Raw genomic sequence first — 18988 nt, 5'->3', positions numbered from 1 at the left:
CCAGTTTTCAGAACACACCGGGAGGTGCCCAGATGAGTATCAAAGACCAGAAAGACGACCAGGAAATCGGCCCAGCAGGCGAAAAGCTGCAGAAAGTCCTCGCCCGTATCGGCGTCGGCTCGCGCCGTGACGTGGAAGCCTGGATCAGCCACGGCCGGATCAAGGTCAACGGCAAAGACGCCACCCTTGGCCAGCGCGTTGACATGCATGACGCCATCACCATCGATGGCAAGGTAATCAAGCGTGAAGAGGCTGCCGAGTCGGTCCGCCGCGTGATCATGTACAACAAGCCTGACGGCGAGATCTGCACCCGTGTCGACCCGGAAGGTCGCCCGACCGTGTTCGACAAGATGCCAAAGCCGAAAGAAGGCCGCTGGATCAACATCGGTCGTCTCGACATCAACACCACCGGTCTGTTGATGTTCACCACTGACGGTGAACTGGCCAACCGCCTGATGCACCCTTCCTACGAAATGGACCGTGAATACGCGGTACGTGTGCGTGGCGAAGTCGATGACGAGATGATCGAGCGTCTGAAAGCCGGCGTGGTCCTCGAAGACGGCCCGGCCAAGTTCACCGACATCAAGCAGGCGCCAGGTGGCGAAGGTTTCAACCACTGGTATCACTGCGTGGTGATGGAAGGTCGCAACCGCGAAGTTCGTCGCCTGTGGGAATCCCAGGGCCTGGTGGTCAGCCGCTTGAAGCGCGTGCGTTTCGGTCCGGTGTTCCTCAACTCCGACCTGCCGATGGGCCGCTGGCGCGAAATGAGCCAGTACGAAGTCGACATCCTGAGTGCCGAGGTCGGCCTGACGCCGGTCGCGATGCCGCAGATGAACGCCAAGAGCAAGGACAAGCTTGAACGGATGCAGCGTAAGTCGTCGCGTCCAATGGCCAAGACCGAGCGCGTACGGACCCTGCGTCCGGCCACTGGCGCAGCCGCCGCTCCGGCCGCACCGCGTGCCAGCCGCGAGCCGCAGATCGAAGGCGAGCGCCCGGCACGCAAGCCAGCCGCCCGTCAGGACGGTGAGCGCGGTCCGCGCACGCCGCGTCCGGCCAATGGCCGTACCGAGCGTGGCGAAGGCCGTGGTACCCCGGTAGCCGATCGTCCGGCCGACACCAAGCGTCCGGCCAAGCCAGCGCCGAAGCGTCCTGGAATCAAGCTGGTCGACGGTGATACGCCATCGGGCAAGCGCCGTGGCGCACCGGCGGGTTCCGGTCAGCGTCCGGGCTTTGGTCGTCGCAAGCCTGAGTAATCGGTAAGCGCTTCACGAAAAACGCCAACCTTCGGGTTGGCGTTTTTTTTCGTGCCTGATTTTAGCCCTGTGGTGTTTTTGAGGACGCCTTCGCGAGCAAGCCCGCTCCCACAAGGGATCGCATTTCCGTGGAACAACGCAGGCTCCTGTGGGAGCGAGCCTGCTCGCGAAAGCGTCAGTCCAGCAGGTAGATGCCCAAAGTGGAAAGCCAAAATGACAGGCTGTAAAGAAAACATGACGAAATCCAAGGGTTAACCCCATGAAATCGTCTTTCTTTTGATCCCGTAAGAAAATCCTTACGCTCCATTCCTTCTGCTCCTTCCCCCAACGCTCTAGCCCGCTTGTTTCCCGACCCCATGCAAGGTGTCATGCGCGCCATGCCTGTCGTGCAGGTGCATAACAAAAAGGAGGCGCAATGAACGCCGCAATCCATTTTCAGCTCTCATCGCGGGCCGGTGTTTCTACCGTCCCGGTCCTGGACCTGCAAAGGTCTGACCTCCTTTTTGCTGCCGCCCGACCCCATCGAGGCGGACACACGCAATCCCGGCTACCGACACGCTGATCCAGCGGGGTCTGGCAACAGGGGGTTACAGGTGTACAATGCGCCGCGTTTTACCTGTGACCTCCTGCGCAAATGCGCAAACCTCAAGGCTATCCGCCTTGTTCACTCCGCCGCGTCACAAGCGCGTCGGGTTCGATTTCGTCACAGATAAAAACAAACAGGTGACGCATGACCGTTGTAAATACGCTGAACTCCTGGTGCCTGCGCTGGGGTTTGATCGGCGCTGCTTAACCTCTGTCCTGAGCAGCAACGCCTACTGAACATCATCAAACCTTGCGTGAGACCCTTTTCATGAGTGGACAAAACTCGCATTCGGGCGAGCTGAAACGCGGCCTGAAAAATCGCCACATTCAACTGATTGCCCTCGGTGGCGCGATCGGTACCGGTCTGTTCCTCGGCTCGGCCGGAGTGCTGAAATCCGCCGGGCCGTCGATGATCCTCGGCTATGCCATTTGCGGCTTCATTGCCTTCATGATCATGCGCCAGCTGGGCGAAATGATCGTCGAAGACCCGGTGGCTGGCTCCTTCAGCCATTTCGCGCACAAGTACTGGGGCGGCTTTGCCGGCTTCCTGTCGGGCTGGAACTGCTGGATCCTGTACATCCTGGTCGGCATGTCGGAGCTGACGGCGGTCGGTAAATACATCCACTACTGGGCACCGGACATCCCGACCTGGGTCTCCGCAGCGGCCTTCTTCGTGCTGATCAACGCGATCAACCTGGCCAACGTCAAAGTCTTTGGCGAGGCCGAGTTCTGGTTCGCGATCATCAAGGTCGTGGCGATCGTCGGCATGATTGCCCTGGGCAGCTACCTGCTGGTCAGCGGCAATGGCGGCCCGCAAGCGGCGGTCAGCAACCTGTGGTCCCACGGCGGCTTCTTCCCCAACGGCGTCAACGGCCTGGTGATGGCCATGGCGTTCATCATGTTTTCCTTTGGCGGCCTGGAGATGCTCGGTTTCACCGCAGCCGAAGCCGACAAGCCGAAAACCGTGATCCCGAAAGCGATCAACCAGGTGATCTACCGGATCCTTATTTTCTACATCGGTGCCCTGGTGATCCTGTTGTCGTTGACTCCGTGGGACAGCTTGCTGGCCACCCTGAACGCCTCCGGTGATTCCTACAGCGGCAGTCCGTTCGTGCAGGTGTTCTCGATGCTGGGCAGCAACACCGCTGCGCACATCCTCAACTTCGTGGTCCTGACCGCGGCCTTGTCGGTGTACAACAGCGGCACCTACTGCAACAGCCGCATGCTGCTGGGCATGGCCGAACAGGGCGATGCGCCCAAAGCACTGGCGAAGATCGACAAGCGCGGCGTGCCGGTACGTTCGATCCTGGCCTCGGCCGCCGTGACCCTGATCGCGGTGCTGCTGAACTACCTGATCCCGCAGAACGCGCTGGAACTGCTGATGTCGCTGGTAGTGGCCACCCTGGTGATCAACTGGGCGATGATCAGCTACTCGCACTTCAAGTTCCGCCAGCACATGAACGCGACCAAACAGACGCCGCTGTTCAAGGCCTTCTGGTACCCGTACGGCAACTACATCTGCCTGGCGTTCGTGTTGTTCATTCTCGGCGTGATGTTGTTGATTCCGGGGATCCAGACTTCGGTGTACGCAATTCCGGTGTGGCTGGTGTTCATGTGGGTCTGCTACGGCATCAAGAACAAGCGCAGCGCGCAACGCGCCTTGCAGCCAGCGGTGGAGTAACTCCGCGCAGAAACGACAAACCCGGCCATGTGCCGGGTTTTTTGTGGGCAATGCAGGGCCCCTACGGGGTATTCTGGCGACTCTGAATACGGACGCTTCTCCATGCTGGTGATTTCCAACAACGTGCATCTGCCGGATGCCGAGATCGAATTGACGGCGATTCGCGCCCAGGGCGCGGGAGGGCAGAACGTCAACAAGGTCTCCAGCGCCGTGCACCTGCGCTTCGACATTCCGGCCTCGTCCTTGCCCGAGTTCTATAAGGAGCGGCTGCTGGCGCTGCGCGACAGTCGCATCACCAGCGAAGGCGTGTTGATCATCAAGGCCCAGCAATACCGTACCCAGGAGCAGAACCGCGCCGATGCGCTGGAGCGTCTGGTCGAGTTGATCCAGAGCGCCACCAAGGTCGAGAAGAAACGCCGGCCGACCAAGCCGACCCTCGGTTCGAAGACCCGTCGGCTCGAGTCCAAGAGCAAGCGCGGCAACATCAAGGCGGGGCGCGGCAAGGTCGACTTTTAGCGCGAATCCCGCGCCTGGCGTTGTTTCGGTGCCTGACGGTACAGGTAGAGGCTCAACGCCAGGCCGCTCACGGCAGCGAGGGCGGCGAACAGGAAGATCGAGGCAAAGCCGAATCCTGCCGCCACCGCGCCGGCCAGCGGCCCGGTGATCCCCAGCGACAAGTCGATGAACAGCGAGTAAGCACCGACCGCTGCACCGCGACTGGAAGCCGGTACCAGGTTGACCGCTTCGACACCCAACGCCGGAAACACCAGCGAGAAACCGAAACCGCTCAATGCCGCACCTGCCAACGCCCAATGCGCGTCGGGTGCCAGCCACAACAGCAACAGGCCCAGGGTTTCCACCGACAGGCAGGCAATCGCCACGCGAAAACCGCCGAGGCGGTTGATTAGGTTGCCGAACAGCAGCCGCGCACCGATGAAGCTCGCCCCGAACAGGCTCAGGCACAACACGGCGTTGTCCCAATGTTGAGTGGCGTAATACAGGGTGATGAAGGTGGCGATGGTGCCAAAGCCGATCGAGCCCAGGGCGAGGCCGCAACCGTGGGGCAGCACCCGACCAAGCACGTGCATGAACGGCAAGCGTTCGCCGACTACGATAGGCGCCGCGGTTTTCGGCCAGGCCAGCAGCAGGCCAAGCACCGCCAGCAAGGCAATGCTCACGCCCATGCTCCACAATCCCATCTGCTTGACCAACAGCACGCCCAACGGGGCACCCACGGCCAGTGCGCCGTAACTGGCAATGCCGTTCCACGAGATGACCTTGGCGGTATTCGCCGCACCGACCCGGCCGATGCCCCAGCCAATGGAGCCTGAGCCCACCAGGCTTTCGGCACTGCCGAGCACCAGGCGACCGATCAATAAGCTGATCAGGCTGAGCATTGGCAGGCTTTCGGTCCAAGCCGAGATCAGCATGAACACACCGCTCAGGCCGCAGCCGGCCAGACCATACATGACCGCCAGTTTGCTGCCCTTGTTGTCGATGATTTTCCCGGCGTAGGGGCGGCTGAGCAGGGTAGCGAGGTACTGCACGCTGATCACCAGCCCGGCGATCACGGCGCCAAAGCCCAGGTCGCTATGGACATAGCCCGGCAGTACCGCCAATGGAATGCCGATATTGAGGTAGCCGATGAAGGTAAACAGAACGATGGAAACGACTTGCAGCGTGACCGCCAGGGGGCGCTGGTTTTCAGACATGGGTAAAGGTCCACGGGAAAGCAGGGATAGATAGGCTGCTTATGATAACGGCGCGAGCGGCCGCGGGTCGTGGAAAAAGTAAAACTATTTGCCGGGCGGGATCAATCAGGCTTGGCAGGGGCTACCAGTTGCGTAGTGACCAGGGCGGCCAGGGCATTTTCTTCGCTGCCGAAGCGCGCGAGCAAAGCGGCCTGTTTTTCGCGGGGGAGGCGATTCCAGATCTCGATCATTTTCTCGGCGGTGCCGATCAGGAGATTGGCCTGGGCTTCGTTGAATTCGTCGGTCATGGGCGGGTCACTGTTCAGGCGGTGTGGAAAGCGCATGTTAGCGCTTTCCACACAGTCTGTACGGCGGGTGTTTCAGTCTTCGCTGTCTGCCTGGCGGCGGTCAGTGGCTTCTTTCGGCTCGGGCTGTTGGGCGCCGGCTTGTTGCGTGGTCGTCTGCTCAGGTACGTGCAGGCTTGGGAAGGGGAGATTAGGAATCTCGTGCATGGTCGCGCTCCTCGCTAAGTCTGTTGATAGATCTGGTAGATCCGCGCTTTCAAAAAAGCCTGGGCAGGATACAGGAGTAGAAATGACAAACAGACTTTTATATCCATTTGTTTCGACGGATGGGCTTGTCTAGACAGGACGAAACAACTGTGGGAGCGAGCCTGCTCGCGATGGCGGCCTGTCATTCAACGGTGATGTTGATTGGTAGACCGCTTTCGCGAGCAGGCTCGCTCCCACAGGGGGGGGGGGGCATGTCGGAGGGTTATTTGCAGACGCTGGCGATCGCTTCGGCCAGCATATCCAGGCGCGTAGCATCAATGCCCGCCACGTTCGCCCGACCCGAACTGACCATGTACACGCTATGGTGGTCCCGCAGCGCCTTCACTTGCTCAGGCGTTAACCCGGTGTAGGAAAACATCCCGCGCTGCACGCCGATGTGCGCAAAACGCTCGCGCAAACCGTAAGCCTCCAGTGCTTCGAGCAAACCGCTGCGCAGTTGCGCGATACGCAGGCGCATGGTTTCCACTTCGTCGGCCCAGAGATTTTTCAATTCCGGGTCGCCGAGGATAGTCGCCACCACGGCAGCGCCGTGATCCGGCGGCGTCGACCACAAATTGCGGGCGATGTTGGCCAGTTGGCTACGGATGTCGGTCAGCTTGTCGGCGGATTTCGCGCAGACGATCAGCGCGCCGGTGCGGTCGCGGTACAGGCCGAAGTTCTTCGAGCACGAACTGGTGATCAAGACTTCCGGCAACTCGGCGGCAAACAGCCGCGTCGACCAGGCGTCCTGTTCCAGGCCATCGCCGAAGCCCTGGTAGGCGAAATCGATCAGTGGCAGCAACTCGCGCCGACGCACCACGTCCAGCACCCGGCGCCAGTCATCATGGGACAGATCGAAGCCGGTCGGGTTGTGGCAGCACGCATGCAGCAGCACTACGTCGCCCTTGGGGGCTTGTTCGAGCGCGGCGAGCATGGCATCGACGTCGAGACGGTTGTCGCTGCCCACGTACGGGTAGTGGCTGACCTTGACCTTGGCCGCGGCGAAAATGGTTTCGTGGATCGGCCAGGTCGGATTGCTCAGCCAGACGCCACGGCCCGGCAGGCACTGGGCAATGAAGTCCGCGCTCAAGCGGAGTGCGCCCGTGCCGCCAGGGGTCTGGGTGGCACCGGCGCGCTGTTCGTTGAGCAGCGTCGAGTCGGCGCCGAGCACCAATTCGCTGATGACCTTGCCGAAGGCTGCATCGCCGTGACCGCCGATGTAGGTCTTGGTGGTCTGGCGATCCACCAGGCGCGCCTCGGCGAGTTTCACCGCCTGGGGAATGGTGGTCAGGCCCTGGGCGTCTTTATAGACACCCACGCCGAGGTCGAATTTGCGCGGGTAGGGGTCCTGCGCATAGGCCTCCATCAGGCCGAGGATCGGGTCGCCGGGCACCCGGCCGATGGCGTCGAAATGCATTATTTGCGGCCCTCGGCATCCTTGGCAACGATGTCAGTGCGCGCGGCCATGATGAAGTCGTTGCGGTGCAGGCCCTTGATCGAGTGGCTCCACCAGGTCACGGTGACTTTGCCCCACTCGGTCAGCAGGCCTGGGTGATGGCCTTCAGCCTCGGAGATTTCACCGACAGCGTTGGTGAACGCCAGGGCGTGCTTGAAGTTCTTGAACAGGAACACCTTTTCCAGCTGCATGATGCTGTCGCGAACTTCGATGTTCCAGTCGGGGATCTGCTTGATCAGGATCGGCAATTCTTCGTCGCTGACCTGTGGGGCATCGGCGCGGCAGGCTTCGCAGTGGGCTTGGTTCAATGTGGACATGATGGATTCCTGAAATCGGGATAAAGGGAAATCGACCGTCAATAACACCACGCTAAAGCAAAGCGTCGGTTCCTGACAGACTCACTTGATCGAAAAAGCGGCGGTTCAGGCCGCTTTGGGCTTCGGTGGAAATTTCGGCGCGTGCAGACCCATCTGCATCGCTTGCTTGACCATGCCCATGATGTCTTCGTGGGCCAGGTCAAACAGGCGCTTGAGGTTCGGCAGAACGAAATACAGCGGCTGCAGGATGTCGATGCGGTAAGGCGTGCGCATGCATTCGAGCGGGTCGAAGGCCTGATGCTCAGGCTCGTCCGACAGGCAATACACGGTTTCTTTCGGTGAAGACAGGATGCCGCCACCGTAGATGCGTTGGCCTTGGGGGGTGTCGAGCAGGCCGAATTCGATGGTCATCCAGTACAGGCGCGCCAGGTACACACGCTCTTCCTTGGAAGCCTGCAGGCCGAGCTTGCCGTAGGTGTGGGTGAATTCAGCGAACCAGGGGTTGGTCAGCAATGGGCAGTGGCCGAAGATCTCGTGGAAAATGTCCGGCTCTTGCAGGTAGTCCAGTTCTTCGCGGGTACGAATGAACGTTGCCACCGGAAACTGCTTGCTGGCGAGCAATTCGAAAAAGGTCTGGAAGGGGATCAGCGCCGGAACGCGAGCGACTTGCCAGCCGGTGGTTTCACCGAGGACCTTGTTGATCTCGCCCAGTTGCGGAATGCGGTCGTGGGGCAGACCGAGTTTTTCGATGCCGTCCAGGTATTCCTGGCACGCACGCCCTTCGATCACTTTCAGTTGGCGAGTGATCAGCGTGTTCCACACTGCATGTTCTTCAGCGGTGTAGTCGATAAAACCATGCGCATCGGGCTCGCGAGCCACGTATTGCGTCTGCTTCATGCTGCTCTCCTGCTAGGGGATTCGTTCTTGTTATGTGCTGCTATGGACCTAGGAATACCCCATCAATTGCAGCGTTGCAGCAGGTGAGCGGCGTCCCTCGCATGAAAAATCCTGCAAAACCGTAAAGTTTTCGTTACGTATCGTCCGTCATCGCGCAGATGTTGAGATTGGCGGCTGGGAAAAGCCCTACATCTGTCACATAATCTTGACGACTATTTGAGCGCCTCCTCGGAAAAGTCGGGCGCTAACCCTGTGGGAGCCAGCAGGCTGGCTTCCACAGGTTAATCATCGTTTATCAGGTCTTTTACATGCGTATCAAAGTCCACTGCCAGAACCGCATCGGCATCCTGCGCGACATTCTCAACCTGTTGGTCGAGTACGGCATCAACGTCGCCCGCGGCGAGGTGGGTGGCGAGCATGGCAATGCCATCTACCTGCACTGTCCGAACCTGATCAACATCCAGTTCCAGGCGTTGCGTCCGAAATTCGAGGCGATTGCCGGGGTTTTCGGCGTCAAGCGCGTAGGGCTCATGCCCAGCGAGCGTCGGCACATGGAACTCAATGCGCTGCTCGGCGCGCTGGAGTTTCCGGTGCTGTCGATCGACATGGGCGGCTCCATCGTCGCGGCCAATCGTGCGGCGGCGCAGTTGCTGGGTGTGCGGGTAGATGAGGTGCCGGGCATTCCCTTGTCCCGCTATGCCGAAGATTTCGATTTGCCGGAGCTGGTGCGCGCCAACAAATCGCGGATCAACGGGCTGCGGGTCAAGGTCAAGGGCGATGTGTTCCTAGCCGACATCGCGCCCCTGCAATCGGAGCATGACGACAGCGAAGCCATGGCCGGTGCCGTGCTGACCCTGCATCGCGCCGACCGTGTGGGTGAGCGCATCTATAACGTGCGCAAGCAGGAGTTGCGCGGCTTCGACAGCATCTTTCAAAGCTCGAAGGTGATGGCGGCGGTGGTGCGCGAAGCCCGGCGCATGGCCCCGCTCGATGCACCGCTATTGATAGAAGGCGAAACCGGCACCGGTAAAGAGCTGTTGGCGCGCGCCTGCCATCTGGCCAGCCCGCGCGGACAATCGCCGCTGATGGCGCTCAACTGTGCCGGTCTGCCGGAATCCATGGCCGAGACCGAGCTATTCGGTTATGGCCCTGGCGCCTTCGAAGGCGCCCGGGCCGAGGGTAAGTTGGGGCTGTTGGAATTGACGGCGGGCGGTACGCTGTTTCTCGATGGTGTCGGGGAAATGAGCCCGCGCCTGCAGGTGAAATTGTTGCGCTTCCTGCAGGATGGTTGCTTCCGCCGCGTAGGCAGCGATGAAGAGGTGTACCTCGACGTGCGGGTGATCTGCGCAACCCAGGTTGACCTGTCCGAACTCTGCGCCCGCGGGGAGTTTCGCCAGGACCTGTATCACCGCTTGAACGTGCTGTCGTTGCACATTCCGCCGCTGCGCGAATGCCTCGACGGCTTGACCCCGCTGGTGGAGCACTTTCTCGACCAGGCCAGCCGGCAGATCGGTTGCCCGTTGCCCAAGCTCGCGCCAGCGGCCATGGATCGGCTCAGTCATTACCACTGGCCAGGCAACGTGCGGCAGTTGGAAAACGTGTTGTTCCAGGCGGTTTCCCTGTGCGATGGCGGCACGGTCAAGGCCGAGCATATTCGTCTGCCGGACTATGGCGTGCGTCAGCCGCTTGGCGATTTTTCGTTGGAGGGCGGGCTGGACGAGATTGTCGGGCGCTTCGAGAAAGCGGTGCTGGAGCGGTTGTATTCCGAGCATCCGAGCAGTCGGCAGCTGGGCAAGCGGTTGGGGGTTTCGCATACCACCATTGCCAATAAGCTGCGCGATTATGAGGTGGGTAAGACTGAGTCTTAGCTGACTTTTGTTGTGATTGTGCCGGCCTCTTCGCGAGCAAGCCCGCTCCCACAGGTTTTGTGAACGCCACAGATCACTGTGGGAGCGGGCTTGCTCGCGAAGGGGCCAGCATTGCTGGTAAGCAGGTCAAGCCTTGCCACTTACCGGCATATCACCGCCGGTTTTTCGTCTCTGATACAAACCCTCCAGACCGGCGAAATCTCTCAAGTCCTTTGTTTGCCGGGCCTCACGCTGCCAAAACCGACTTGGTCTGCAAATTGCTTATGCCACGTCAGTACAGCATCGGGCGGCAAACGTCCGGCAGGCAGAGGAAAGCGTGTGGACAAGTACCTTTATGTGGCAATGACCGGCGCCAGCCAGAATGCGCTGGCGCAAAAGGCCCATGCCAACAACCTGGCGAACATCTCTACCAACGGCTTCCAGAAAGACCTGGAGCAGGCCCGCTCGATGCCGGTATTCGGCGACAGCTTTCCGGCGCGAGCGTTTGCCCTGTCCGAACGCCCGGCCACCGACTTTACCCCAGGCTCGCTGGTACAGACCGGCCGTGACCTCGACGTCGCCGTACAAGGCAGCGGCTGGCTGGCGGTGCAGAACCCCGATGGCGGAGAAAGCTACGTGCGTACCGGCAGCCTGGTGGTGGACGCCCTGGGCGTGCTGCGGGCAGGCAACGGCATGCCGGTGATTGGCAATGGCGGCCCGATCGCCGTGCCGCCCGAGCAGCAGATCGAAGTGGGCGAGGACGGCACCATCAGCATTCGCGCCATGGGCGAAGGTCCGCGTGTAATGGCCGAAGTTGACCGCATCAAGCTGGTCAACCCGGACATCAAGAACATGACCAAGGGCCTGGACGGTTCGATTCACACCAAGGACGGCCAGCCTGCGCAAGCCGATGCGAACGTCAAGCTGGTATCCGGTTTCCTCGAGTCGAGCAACGTCAACGCCGTGGACGAGATGACCCAGGTGCTGGCCCTGTCGAAGCAGTTCGAACTGCACATCAAGATGATGAACACCGCCAAAGAAGACGACCAGGCCATGGCTCGGGTCTTGCAGATCAGCTAATTACCAGAACGTCGCGCCGTAAAACAGGCGCACGAGGAGAATCGAATGCTTCCGGCTCTATGGGTTGCCAAAACCGGTCTGTCCGCCCAGGACACCAACCTGACCACCATTTCCAACAACCTGGCCAACGTCTCGACCACGGGTTTCAAACGTGATCGCGCCGAGTTCCAGGATCTGCTGTACCAGATCAAGCGTCAGCCAGGCGCCCAGTCGACCCAGGACAGCGAACTGCCGTCGGGCCTGCAACTGGGTACCGGTGTGCGCATTGTCGGCACCCAGAAGAACTTCAACGCCGGCAGCCTGCAAACCACCGAGCAACCGCTGGACATGGCGATCGACGGTCGCGGCTTCTTCCAGATCCTGCAGCCGGACGGCACCACGTCCTACACCCGTGACGGTACTTTCCACCTGGATTCCAACGGCCAGATCGTCAACGCCAGCGGCTTTGCCCTGGAACCGGCGATCGTCATTCCGAACGACGCCCAGACCTTCACCGTGGGCAAGGATGGCACCGTCTCCATCACCGTCGCCGGCAACCCGGCGTCCCAGGTGATCGGCAACCTGCAAACCGCCGACTTCATCAACCCGGCCGGCCTGCAGGCGGTGGGCAACAACCTGTTCCTGGAAACCGCCGCCAGTGGCGCGCCGCAAGTCGGCACCCCGGGCCTGGCGGGTTTCGGTACCACGCTGCAGAACACCCTGGAAACCTCCAACGTCAGCACCGTTGAAGAGATGGTCAACATGATCACCACTCAGCGCGCCTACGAGATGAACTCCAAGGTGATCTCCACCGCCGACCAGATGCTCTCGTTCGTAACGCAGAATCTGTAATCAAGTCTTTGGGGCGGCCATGAGGTCGCCTGCAACACCGTGAGGTAGGGTCATGAAACGCTTCGTCTCTGTTCTGGCACTGAGTGGGATTACTGCGCTTGCAGGCTGCGTGCCTGTGTCGCCAAAGCCCAATGACCCTTACTACGCCCCGGTGTTGCCGCGCACGCCGTTGCCGGCTGCCGCCAACAACGGCTCGATCTACCAGGCTGGCTTCGAACAGAACCTGTACACCGACCGCAAGGCGTTCCGGGTCGGTGACATCATCACCATCACCCTGAACGAAAAGACCCAGGCCAGCAAAAACGCCAACTCGCAGATTGGCAAGAACAGCAAGGCCAGCATCGGCCTGAGCTCGCTGTTCGGTTCCACGCCCAGTACCAACAATCCGCTTGGCAGTGGTGACCTGAGCCTGGACGCCAGCTATGAAGGCGACCGTGCGACCAAGGGTGACAGCAAGGCCGGGCAGGGCAACAGCCTCACCGGCTCGATCACCGTGACGGTCGCCGATGTCTTGCCTAACGGCATCATCGCCGTGCGCGGCGAGAAGTGGCTGACCCTCAACACCGGCGACGAACTGGTGAGGATTGCCGGTCTGGTCCGGGCTGACGACATCTCTACCGATAACACCGTGTCGTCGACCCGTGTCGCCGATGCGCGCATCACCTATTCGGGCACTGGTTCCTTTGCCGATGCGAGTCAGCCAGGCTGGTTCGACCGTTTCTTCCTCAGCCCGCTGTTTCCTTTCTAGGTGGCCTTCCAGTTGAGCATGTTGAAATTCAAAAGCCTCATGGTCGCCACCCTGATGCTGTCCGCAGCCTTCAACGCTCAAGCCGAGCGCCTGAAGGACATCGCCAGCATTTCCGGCGTGCGCTCCAACCAATTGATCGGCTACGGCCTGGTGGTCGGGCTCAATGGCACGGGCGACCAGACGACGCAGACCCCGTTCACCCTGCAGACTTTCAACAACATGCTCTCGCAGTTCGGCATCAAGGTACCGCCGGGTTCGGGCAACGTGCAGTTGAAGAACGTCGCGGCGGTGTCGATCAGTGCCGACTTGCCGGCGTTCGCCAAGCCGGGGCAACAGGTCGACATCACCGTTTCGTCCATCGGTAACTCCAAGAGCCTGCGCGGCGGCACCTTGCTGCTGACGCCGCTCAAGGGTATCGACGGCAACGTTTATGCGGTAGCCCAAGGCAACCTGGTGGTCGGCGGGTTTGATGCCGAGGGGCGCGATGGCTCGAAGATCACGGTCAACGTGCCTTCGGCCGGGCGCATCCCGGGCGGTGCTTCGGTCGAGCGAGCGGTGCCGAGCGGTTTCAACCAGGGCAACAGCCTGACCCTGAACCTCAACCGTTCCGACTTCACCACGGCCAAGCGCATCGTCGACAAGATCAACGACATGCTCGGCCCTGGCGTGGCCCAGGCCATCGACGGCGGCTCGGTGCGCGTCACCGCGCCGCTGGATCCGAGCCAGCGTGTCGATTACCTGTCGATCCTGGAGAACCTTGAAATCGATCCGGGCCAGGCGGTGGCCAAAGTCATCATCAACTCGCGCACCGGCACCATCGTGATCGGCCAGAACGTCAAGGTTTCCCCGGCCGCCGTCACCCACGGCAGCCTGACCGTGACCATTACCGAAGACCCTATCGTCAGCCAGCCCGGCCCTCTGTCCAATGGCCAGACCGCTGTCGTGCCGCGCTCGCGGGTCAATGCCGAGCAGGAAGCCAAGCCGATGTTCAAGTTCGGCCCGGGCACCACCCTCGACGAAATCGTCCGTGCGGTGAACCAGGTCGGCGCGGCACCGGGCGACCTGATGGCGATCCTTGAAGCACTGAAACAGGCTGGCGCCCTGCAAGCCGACCTGATCGTGATCTGAGGAGGGCGAGCATGGACATGTTCAAGAGCGGTCGGGTCAGCAGCAGCGATTCCGGTGCGTTTTCCGACCTGAACCGGCTGAACCAGCTCAAGGTCGGCGACAAGAACAGCGACGCCAACATGCGCAAGGTGGCGCAGGAGTTCGAGTCGCTGTTCCTCGGCGAGATGCTCAAGTCCATGCGTTCGGCCACTGAGGCGCTGGGCAAGGACAACCCGATGAACACCGCCGAGGCCAAGCAGTACCAGGAGATGTACGACCAGCAACTGGCGGTTTCCATGTCCCGCGAGGGCGGTGGTATCGGCCTGGCGGACGTGCTGATGCGCCAGATGTCGAAGAACAAGCCACTGGCGCCGGGTGAAGCGGCGACACTGTCGGCGGCCAAGCAGGAGGCCGCGAAAGCGGCCGCGCAGACACCGCTGGCCGCCGGTACGGTGGCGATCAACGGGCCGCTGTCGCGGGTCAATGGCGAGCGACCGTTGTGGGCCTCGCGTTCGCTCAGTGCACCGACAGGCGAGGGCGCCCATCGCAATGACATGGCGCTGATCAACCAGCGGCGCCTGGCCCTGCCGCCAAAACTGGCCGACCGCTTGCTCGCGGGCCTGGTGCCTTCCGCCACGCCGACCACCGCCACTGCGGTCAACAAAACGACGTTGCCCGAGCGTGTCGCAACTTCCGGTTCGGGTCCCTTGTACAACGGCGACTGGCTGGCGAATGCGCAGATGGCGTCGAGCGGGTCCTTGCAGATTCACGGGCGCGCCATTGCGCAGATCCCCTTGGCGCCGGCGAAAAAAGCCTTCGGCAGCGCCGACGAATTCATCGACACCATGCTGCCGATGGCCAAGGAAGCGGCCGATCGCATTGGTGTCGATCCGCGTTACCTGGTGGCCCAGGCCGCCCTGGAAACCGGTTGGGGCAAATCGGTCATGCGCGCCCAGGACGGCAGCAGCAGCCACAACCTGTTCGGCATCAAGGCCGGCAGCAGCTGGAAGGGTGATTCGGCGCGGGCCATCACCAGCGAATTCAGGAATGGCGAGATGGTCAAGGAGACGGCCGAGTTCCGCTCCTACGATTCCTACAAGGACAGCTTCCATGACCTGGTCACGCTGCTGCAAACCAATAATCGTTATCAAGATGTGGTGAAGTCGGCCGATAACCCCGAACAGTTTGTGCGCGAGCTGCAAAAGGCCGGTTACGCAACCGACCCGGCTTACGCCAGCAAGATTTCGCAGATAGCCAAGCAGATGACGAGTTATCAGAACTACGCTGCGGCGGGCGTTTCCACCACGCCTTTATAGACATAAGGTAAAAGGTCTGAACAATGAGTTTGCTCAACATCGGAATGTCGGGTCTGTCTGCCAGCCATGCATCGTTGGTGACTACCGGTAACAACATTTCCAACGTCGATACCGTCGGGTACTCGCGCCAACAAACTGTGCAGGGTACCAAGGACTCCATTCGGTACGGCAATGTGTTCATTGGCACCGGTACTACGCTGGCCGACGTGCGTCGGGTGTACAACAGCTACCTCGACGCGCAGTTGCAGACCTCGACCTCCCTCAACAGTGATGCGCAGGCCTATTTGGGGCAGGCCACCCAGGTGGACAAGCTGCTGTCCGACAGCGGTACCGGTGTGACCAAGACCTTGCAGTCGTTCTTTTCGGCCATGCAGACCCTGGCCGGCAGTTCCAACGACAACGCCGCGCGCCAGGCCCTGCTGACCAACGCCCAAGGCTTGAGCAGCCGCTTCAATGCCATCTCCGGGCAATTGAAGCAGCAAGGCACTTACATCAACGATCAGCTGGGTTCGATGGCCGACCAGGTCAACAAGCTGGCGTCGACCGTTGCGGCGTACAACAAGAAAATCAGTGAAGTCAGTAGTTCGGGTGGCACGCCCAACGAGCTGCTGGACCAGCGTAACGAAACCATCCGCCAGCTCAATGAGCTGGTGGGCACCCAGGTCACCGATACCGAAGGGCGCATGGATATCTACCTGGGTAACGGCCAGCCATTGGTGGTGGGTGACACTGTCAACAAACTGCGCGTGGCCTCCGACCCGGCGGATCCGACCCGTTCCTCGATCATCATGGATCGTAACGGTTCGTCGGTCGACATCACCAATGTGATGAGCGGCGGCGAGATGGGTGGGCTGTTGCGTTATCGCAATGACGTATTGACCCCGGCCGTCAATGGCCTGGGGCGTATCGCCATGGTCGTGGCCGATCAGGTCAACAAGCAATTGGGGCAGGGGCTGGATCAGAGCGGCAATTTCGGCGCGGCGCTGTTCAATGACATCAACAGTGTTGCGGCCATCAGCCAGCGCAGCATCGCCAATGCCAACAACAACACGGCGTCGGGCAACCTGAACGTCACCATCAAGGACACCAGCAAGCTGGCGGCCAGCGATTACCAGGTGACCTTCACCAGCGCCACTGGCTACAGCGTACGGCGCTTGTCGGACAATACCGACATGGGCAGTTTCGACCTGGGCACGACGCCGCCACCGGTCATCGATGGCTTCAGCCTGAGTCTCAACGCCGGTCCGGTTAACAGTGGCGACAGCTTCAAGATTACCCCGACCCGCAGTTCCGCCGCAGACATGACCACCGTCATGACCGACGCCAAGCGCCTGGCCACGTCCGCACCGCTGACCTCTACCAAGGCCCAGGGCAACACCGGTACCGGGGATGCCAGCCAGCCGACCCTGAAGACCAGCCTGGACATCTACGATTCGGCCCAGCGCCTGGAAGTGCAGAATGCGGTCAAGGCGTCGATGCCGGTCCGTATGCTGATGACCAGCGCCAGTGCCTATGAAGTGTTCGATGCCAAGGGGGTCAGTATTGGCACCGGCAACATCGTGCCCGGCCAGAACAACGACCTGAGCATTTCAGTGCCGTACACCGATGCCAGCGGCGCAGCCAAGACCTTCAGTGTCGGCATGACCGTCAGTGGCAGTCCCAAGGCCGGCGACAGCTTCAACATCGCGATGACCGCCGCCGACAGCACCGACAACCGCAACGCCCAGGCGCTGCTGGCCCTGCAGACCAAGGCCACGGTCGGTGCCACGGCAACCAGTCCCGGCGTGAGCTTTACCGAGGCCTACGGCGGCCTGGTGTCGACCGTTGGTTCCTTGACCAAGCAGGGCCAACTCGATGCCACGGCGACCGACACCATCGTCACCGGGGCGCGCAATGCGCGTGACTCGCTGTCGGGTGTCGACCTCGACGAAGAGGCCGGCAACCTGACCAAGTACCAGCAGTACTACACGGCCTCTTCGCAGATCATCAAGACTGCGCAGGAAATCTTCAGCACCCTGATCAATGCCCTTTAAGGAACCGTAGAGCATGCGAATTTCCACTGCACAGTACTACGCGACCACCGCGGCCAACTATCAACGCAACCTCAACAACGTGATGAAGACGGCCGAGCAGGCCAGCAGTGGCATCAAGCTCGAGACGGCGGCGGACGATCCGGTTGGCGCCGCGCGGTTGCTGCAGCTTGAGCAGCAAAAAGCCTTGCTGGGTCAGTACACCACCAACATCAACGCGTTGAACACGGCCCAGGCGCAGGAAGAAAGCGTGCTGGACAGCATCAACACCGTGCTGCAAAAAGTCAGCGAGCTGACGGTGCGTGCCGGCAGCGCCTCCTTGAACGACGACGATCGCAAGTCCCTCAGCGAGGAGGTCGGCCAGGCCGAGCAGCAGCTGCTGAGCTTGATGAACAGCAAGGATGCCAACGGCAAGTACATCTTTTCCGGGGCCAGCAACAACACGCCGCCGTTCGCCCGCAACAGTGATGGCACCTACAGCTATCAGGGCGACCAGACCCAGCTGGAGCTCAAGATCGGTGACTCGATGTCCCTGGGCCTGAACGATACCGGTTGGGAAGTATTCCAGCAGGCAATCAATGCCTCGCGCAGTACCACCACCCTGACCGCGCCGGCTGTCGACGACGGGCGCGTAGCCTTGTCATCAGGCCTGGTCAGCTCGGGGCCGGCCTTCGATGCCAGCTTTCGCGGTGGCGAGCCTTATACCCTGGCGTTCACCAGCAGCACGCAGTTCGTGATCACCGATGCCGCGGGTAACGACGTGACCGCCGAAGCGACGGGTGCCGGCAAGTTCGATCCGAACAACAAGGATGGCAGCGACATCACTTTCCGCGGCGTGAGCTTTGCACTGGATATCACCCTCCAGGCATCCGACACGCCCGCTACCGCGGATTCGGTCATCGCCGGCCACAGTTTCAAGCTGGAGGCCAAACCGGACAGTTTCGTCAGTACCCGCGCGCCCGGCAATGCCTCGACGGCCCTGGTCACCCAGACCCAGGTGACCGATGCCGCCGCCTACAACAGCTTTTTCCCGGAAAGCGGGGCGGTGCTGAAGTTCACCAGCCCGACGACGTTCGAGTTGTACGCCCGGCCATTGACCAGCGGCAGTACGCCGGTTACCACCGGGACCGTGGCCGGCGGCGTGGCGACCGCGGCCGGCGTCAGCTTTACCCTGAGCACCACGCCGGCACCGGCGGCCAACGATCAGTTCGATATTTCGGTCAACACCCATCAGACCCAGAACGTGCTCGACACGGTCAGCCAGCTACGCCAGGCACTTGAAACGCCCACGTCCGGCAACCCGGCGGCACAACGCAACCTGGACAATGTGATCGCTTCCTCCATTGCCAACCTGAGCAATGCCAAGAACCAGGTCGACCTGGCCCGCGGTGCCATCGGTGCCCGGGGCAATGTGATGGACATGCAGCGCGATCAGAACCAGAGCACTGATCTGCTCAACACGTCCACCCAGTCTTCGATCCGCGAGGCCGATCCGGCTGAAGTGCTGACCCGCCTGACCTTGCAGCAGACCATGCTGCAGGCGGCGCAACTGGCATTCGCCAAGGTGTCCCAGCTGAGCCTGTTTAACAAGCTTTGAG

Annotated in this window: 17 protein-coding genes; 11 read left to right on the top strand and 6 right to left on the bottom strand. The window is 61.2% G+C overall.

The features are described 5' to 3' along the window. The first annotated feature begins 32 nt into the window (after positions 1-32). The 3 genes from rluB to arfB all read left to right on the top strand — a co-directional run bounded on the left by rluB (position 33) and on the right by arfB (position 4035). Positions 33-1253 (top strand): 23S rRNA pseudouridine(2605) synthase RluB, encoded by a 1221-nt coding sequence (rluB, locus tag BKX96_RS12875; protein ID WP_077184093.1) that lies wholly within the window; start codon positions 33-35, stop codon positions 1251-1253. Between the two features lie 853 nt (positions 1254-2106). Then, positions 2107-3519 (top strand): amino acid permease, encoded by a 1413-nt coding sequence (locus tag BKX96_RS12870; RefSeq protein WP_046816877.1) that lies wholly within the window; start codon positions 2107-2109, stop codon positions 3517-3519. A 102-nt stretch (positions 3520-3621) separates the two neighbouring features. Further along, entirely contained in the window at positions 3622-4035 is a 414-nt protein-coding gene (arfB, locus tag BKX96_RS12865) for an alternative ribosome rescue aminoacyl-tRNA hydrolase ArfB (RefSeq protein WP_008055510.1), read from the top strand. Here the strand turns inward: arfB and BKX96_RS12860 are convergent. The 6 genes from BKX96_RS12860 to phhA form a co-directional block, all read right to left on the bottom strand. Further along, positions 4032-5231, bottom strand: a complete 1200-nt coding sequence (locus BKX96_RS12860) for an MFS transporter (protein ID WP_077184092.1) — start codon at positions 5229-5231, stop codon at positions 4032-4034. The two genes, arfB and BKX96_RS12860, sit on opposite strands and share 4 nt — an antisense overlap. Positions 5232-5332: 101 nt before the next feature. Continuing rightward, positions 5333-5518 carry a hypothetical protein gene (locus tag BKX96_RS12855; protein WP_046816903.1) on the bottom strand — a complete coding sequence of 62 codons (186 nt, stop codon included), beginning with the start codon at positions 5516-5518 and terminating at the stop codon, positions 5333-5335. A 72-nt stretch (positions 5519-5590) separates the two neighbouring features. Continuing rightward, positions 5591-5722: a hypothetical protein gene (locus tag BKX96_RS33230; protein ID WP_015096286.1), complete on the bottom strand. Its 132-nt coding sequence runs from the start codon at positions 5720-5722 to the stop codon at positions 5591-5593. 262 nt (positions 5723-5984) lie between these two features. Continuing rightward, the gene (locus BKX96_RS12850) at positions 5985-7178 is read right to left on the bottom strand and encodes an amino acid aminotransferase (RefSeq protein ID WP_077184090.1); all 1194 of its coding nucleotides are present in this window, start codon (positions 7176-7178) and stop codon (positions 5985-5987) included. Then, on the bottom strand, positions 7178-7534 hold the full coding sequence (locus tag BKX96_RS12845; protein WP_046816880.1) for a 4a-hydroxytetrahydrobiopterin dehydratase: 357 nt from the start codon (positions 7532-7534) through the stop codon (positions 7178-7180). The genes BKX96_RS12850 and BKX96_RS12845 overlap by 1 nt, the downstream gene beginning before the upstream one ends. A 105-nt stretch (positions 7535-7639) precedes the next feature. After that, on the bottom strand, positions 7640-8431 hold the full coding sequence (gene phhA, locus BKX96_RS12840) for a phenylalanine 4-monooxygenase (protein ID WP_046816881.1): 792 nt from the start codon (positions 8429-8431) through the stop codon (positions 7640-7642). A gap of 308 nt (positions 8432-8739) precedes the next feature. On the opposite strand from phhA, the gene BKX96_RS12835 reads away from it, so the two are divergent. From BKX96_RS12835 to BKX96_RS12800, 8 genes are all read left to right on the top strand, one after another. Further along, positions 8740-10299 (top strand): sigma-54-dependent phenylalanine hydroxylase transcriptional regulator PhhR, encoded by a 1560-nt coding sequence (locus BKX96_RS12835; protein WP_020796934.1) that lies wholly within the window; start codon positions 8740-8742, stop codon positions 10297-10299. A 318-nt stretch (positions 10300-10617) separates the two neighbouring features. After that, positions 10618-11358 carry a flagellar basal body rod protein FlgF gene (locus BKX96_RS12830; RefSeq protein ID WP_046816882.1) on the top strand — a complete coding sequence of 247 codons (741 nt, stop codon included), beginning with the start codon at positions 10618-10620 and terminating at the stop codon, positions 11356-11358. A gap of 45 nt (positions 11359-11403) precedes the next feature. Continuing rightward, a complete protein-coding gene (flgG, locus tag BKX96_RS12825; RefSeq protein ID WP_008055493.1) occupies positions 11404-12189 on the top strand; it encodes a flagellar basal-body rod protein FlgG in 786 nt (261 codons plus the stop codon). 52 nt (positions 12190-12241) lie between these two features. After that, on the top strand, positions 12242-12937 hold the full coding sequence (gene flgH / locus BKX96_RS12820; protein WP_077184089.1) for a flagellar basal body L-ring protein FlgH: 696 nt from the start codon (positions 12242-12244) through the stop codon (positions 12935-12937). 18 nt (positions 12938-12955) lie between these two features. After that, complete coding sequence (locus tag BKX96_RS12815; RefSeq protein ID WP_046816884.1) at positions 12956-14065, top strand: flagellar basal body P-ring protein FlgI; 1110 nt, start codon at positions 12956-12958, stop codon at positions 14063-14065. A gap of 11 nt (positions 14066-14076) precedes the next feature. Continuing rightward, the gene (gene flgJ, locus BKX96_RS12810; protein WP_077184088.1) at positions 14077-15360 is read left to right on the top strand and encodes a flagellar assembly peptidoglycan hydrolase FlgJ; all 1284 of its coding nucleotides are present in this window, start codon (positions 14077-14079) and stop codon (positions 15358-15360) included. Positions 15361-15383: 23 nt separating this feature from the next. Further along, positions 15384-17393, top strand: coding sequence for a flagellar hook-associated protein FlgK (gene flgK, locus BKX96_RS12805; RefSeq protein ID WP_077184087.1), 2010 nt, complete (start codon positions 15384-15386; stop codon positions 17391-17393). 13 nt (positions 17394-17406) lie between these two features. After that, positions 17407-18987, top strand: a complete 1581-nt coding sequence (locus BKX96_RS12800) for a flagellar hook-associated protein 3 (protein WP_077184086.1) — start codon at positions 17407-17409, stop codon at positions 18985-18987. Position 18988: the final 1 nt, after the last annotated feature.

Source organism: Pseudomonas putida, from assembly GCF_001976065.1.
GTDB classification, from domain to species: Bacteria; Pseudomonadota; Gammaproteobacteria; order Pseudomonadales; family Pseudomonadaceae; genus Aquipseudomonas; species Aquipseudomonas serbica.
The sequence above is the reverse complement of the archived record's forward strand: the minus strand, read 5'-3'. Positions and strand labels throughout refer to the sequence as shown.

Bases quoted from the DNA above. Each gene is read 5' to 3' on its own strand.
- rluB (WP_077184093.1), top strand. From the start codon at position 33: ATGAGTATCAAAGACCAGAAAGACGACCAGGAAATCGGCCCAGCAGGC.
- BKX96_RS12870 (WP_046816877.1), top strand. From the start codon at position 2,107: ATGAGTGGACAAAACTCGCATTCGGGCGAGCTGAAACGCGGCCTGAAA.
- arfB (WP_008055510.1), top strand. From the start codon at position 3,622: ATGCTGGTGATTTCCAACAACGTGCATCTGCCGGATGCCGAGATCGAA.
- BKX96_RS12860 (WP_077184092.1), bottom strand. From the start codon at position 5,231: ATGTCTGAAAACCAGCGCCCCCTGGCGGTCACGCTGCAAGTCGTTTCC.
- BKX96_RS12855 (WP_046816903.1), bottom strand. From the start codon at position 5,518: ATGACCGACGAATTCAACGAAGCCCAGGCCAATCTCCTGATCGGCACC.
- BKX96_RS33230 (WP_015096286.1), bottom strand. From the start codon at position 5,722: ATGCACGAGATTCCTAATCTCCCCTTCCCAAGCCTGCACGTACCTGAG.
- BKX96_RS12850 (WP_077184090.1), bottom strand. From the start codon at position 7,178: ATGCATTTCGACGCCATCGGCCGGGTGCCCGGCGACCCGATCCTCGGC.
- BKX96_RS12845 (WP_046816880.1), bottom strand. From the start codon at position 7,534: ATGTCCACATTGAACCAAGCCCACTGCGAAGCCTGCCGCGCCGATGCC.
- phhA (WP_046816881.1), bottom strand. From the start codon at position 8,431: ATGAAGCAGACGCAATACGTGGCTCGCGAGCCCGATGCGCATGGTTTT.
- BKX96_RS12835 (WP_020796934.1), top strand. From the start codon at position 8,740: ATGCGTATCAAAGTCCACTGCCAGAACCGCATCGGCATCCTGCGCGAC.
- flgG (WP_008055493.1), top strand. From the start codon at position 11,404: ATGCTTCCGGCTCTATGGGTTGCCAAAACCGGTCTGTCCGCCCAGGAC.
- flgH (WP_077184089.1), top strand. From the start codon at position 12,242: ATGAAACGCTTCGTCTCTGTTCTGGCACTGAGTGGGATTACTGCGCTT.
- BKX96_RS12815 (WP_046816884.1), top strand. From the start codon at position 12,956: ATGTTGAAATTCAAAAGCCTCATGGTCGCCACCCTGATGCTGTCCGCA.
- flgJ (WP_077184088.1), top strand. From the start codon at position 14,077: ATGGACATGTTCAAGAGCGGTCGGGTCAGCAGCAGCGATTCCGGTGCG.
- flgK (WP_077184087.1), top strand. From the start codon at position 15,384: ATGAGTTTGCTCAACATCGGAATGTCGGGTCTGTCTGCCAGCCATGCA.
- BKX96_RS12800 (WP_077184086.1), top strand. From the start codon at position 17,407: ATGCGAATTTCCACTGCACAGTACTACGCGACCACCGCGGCCAACTAT.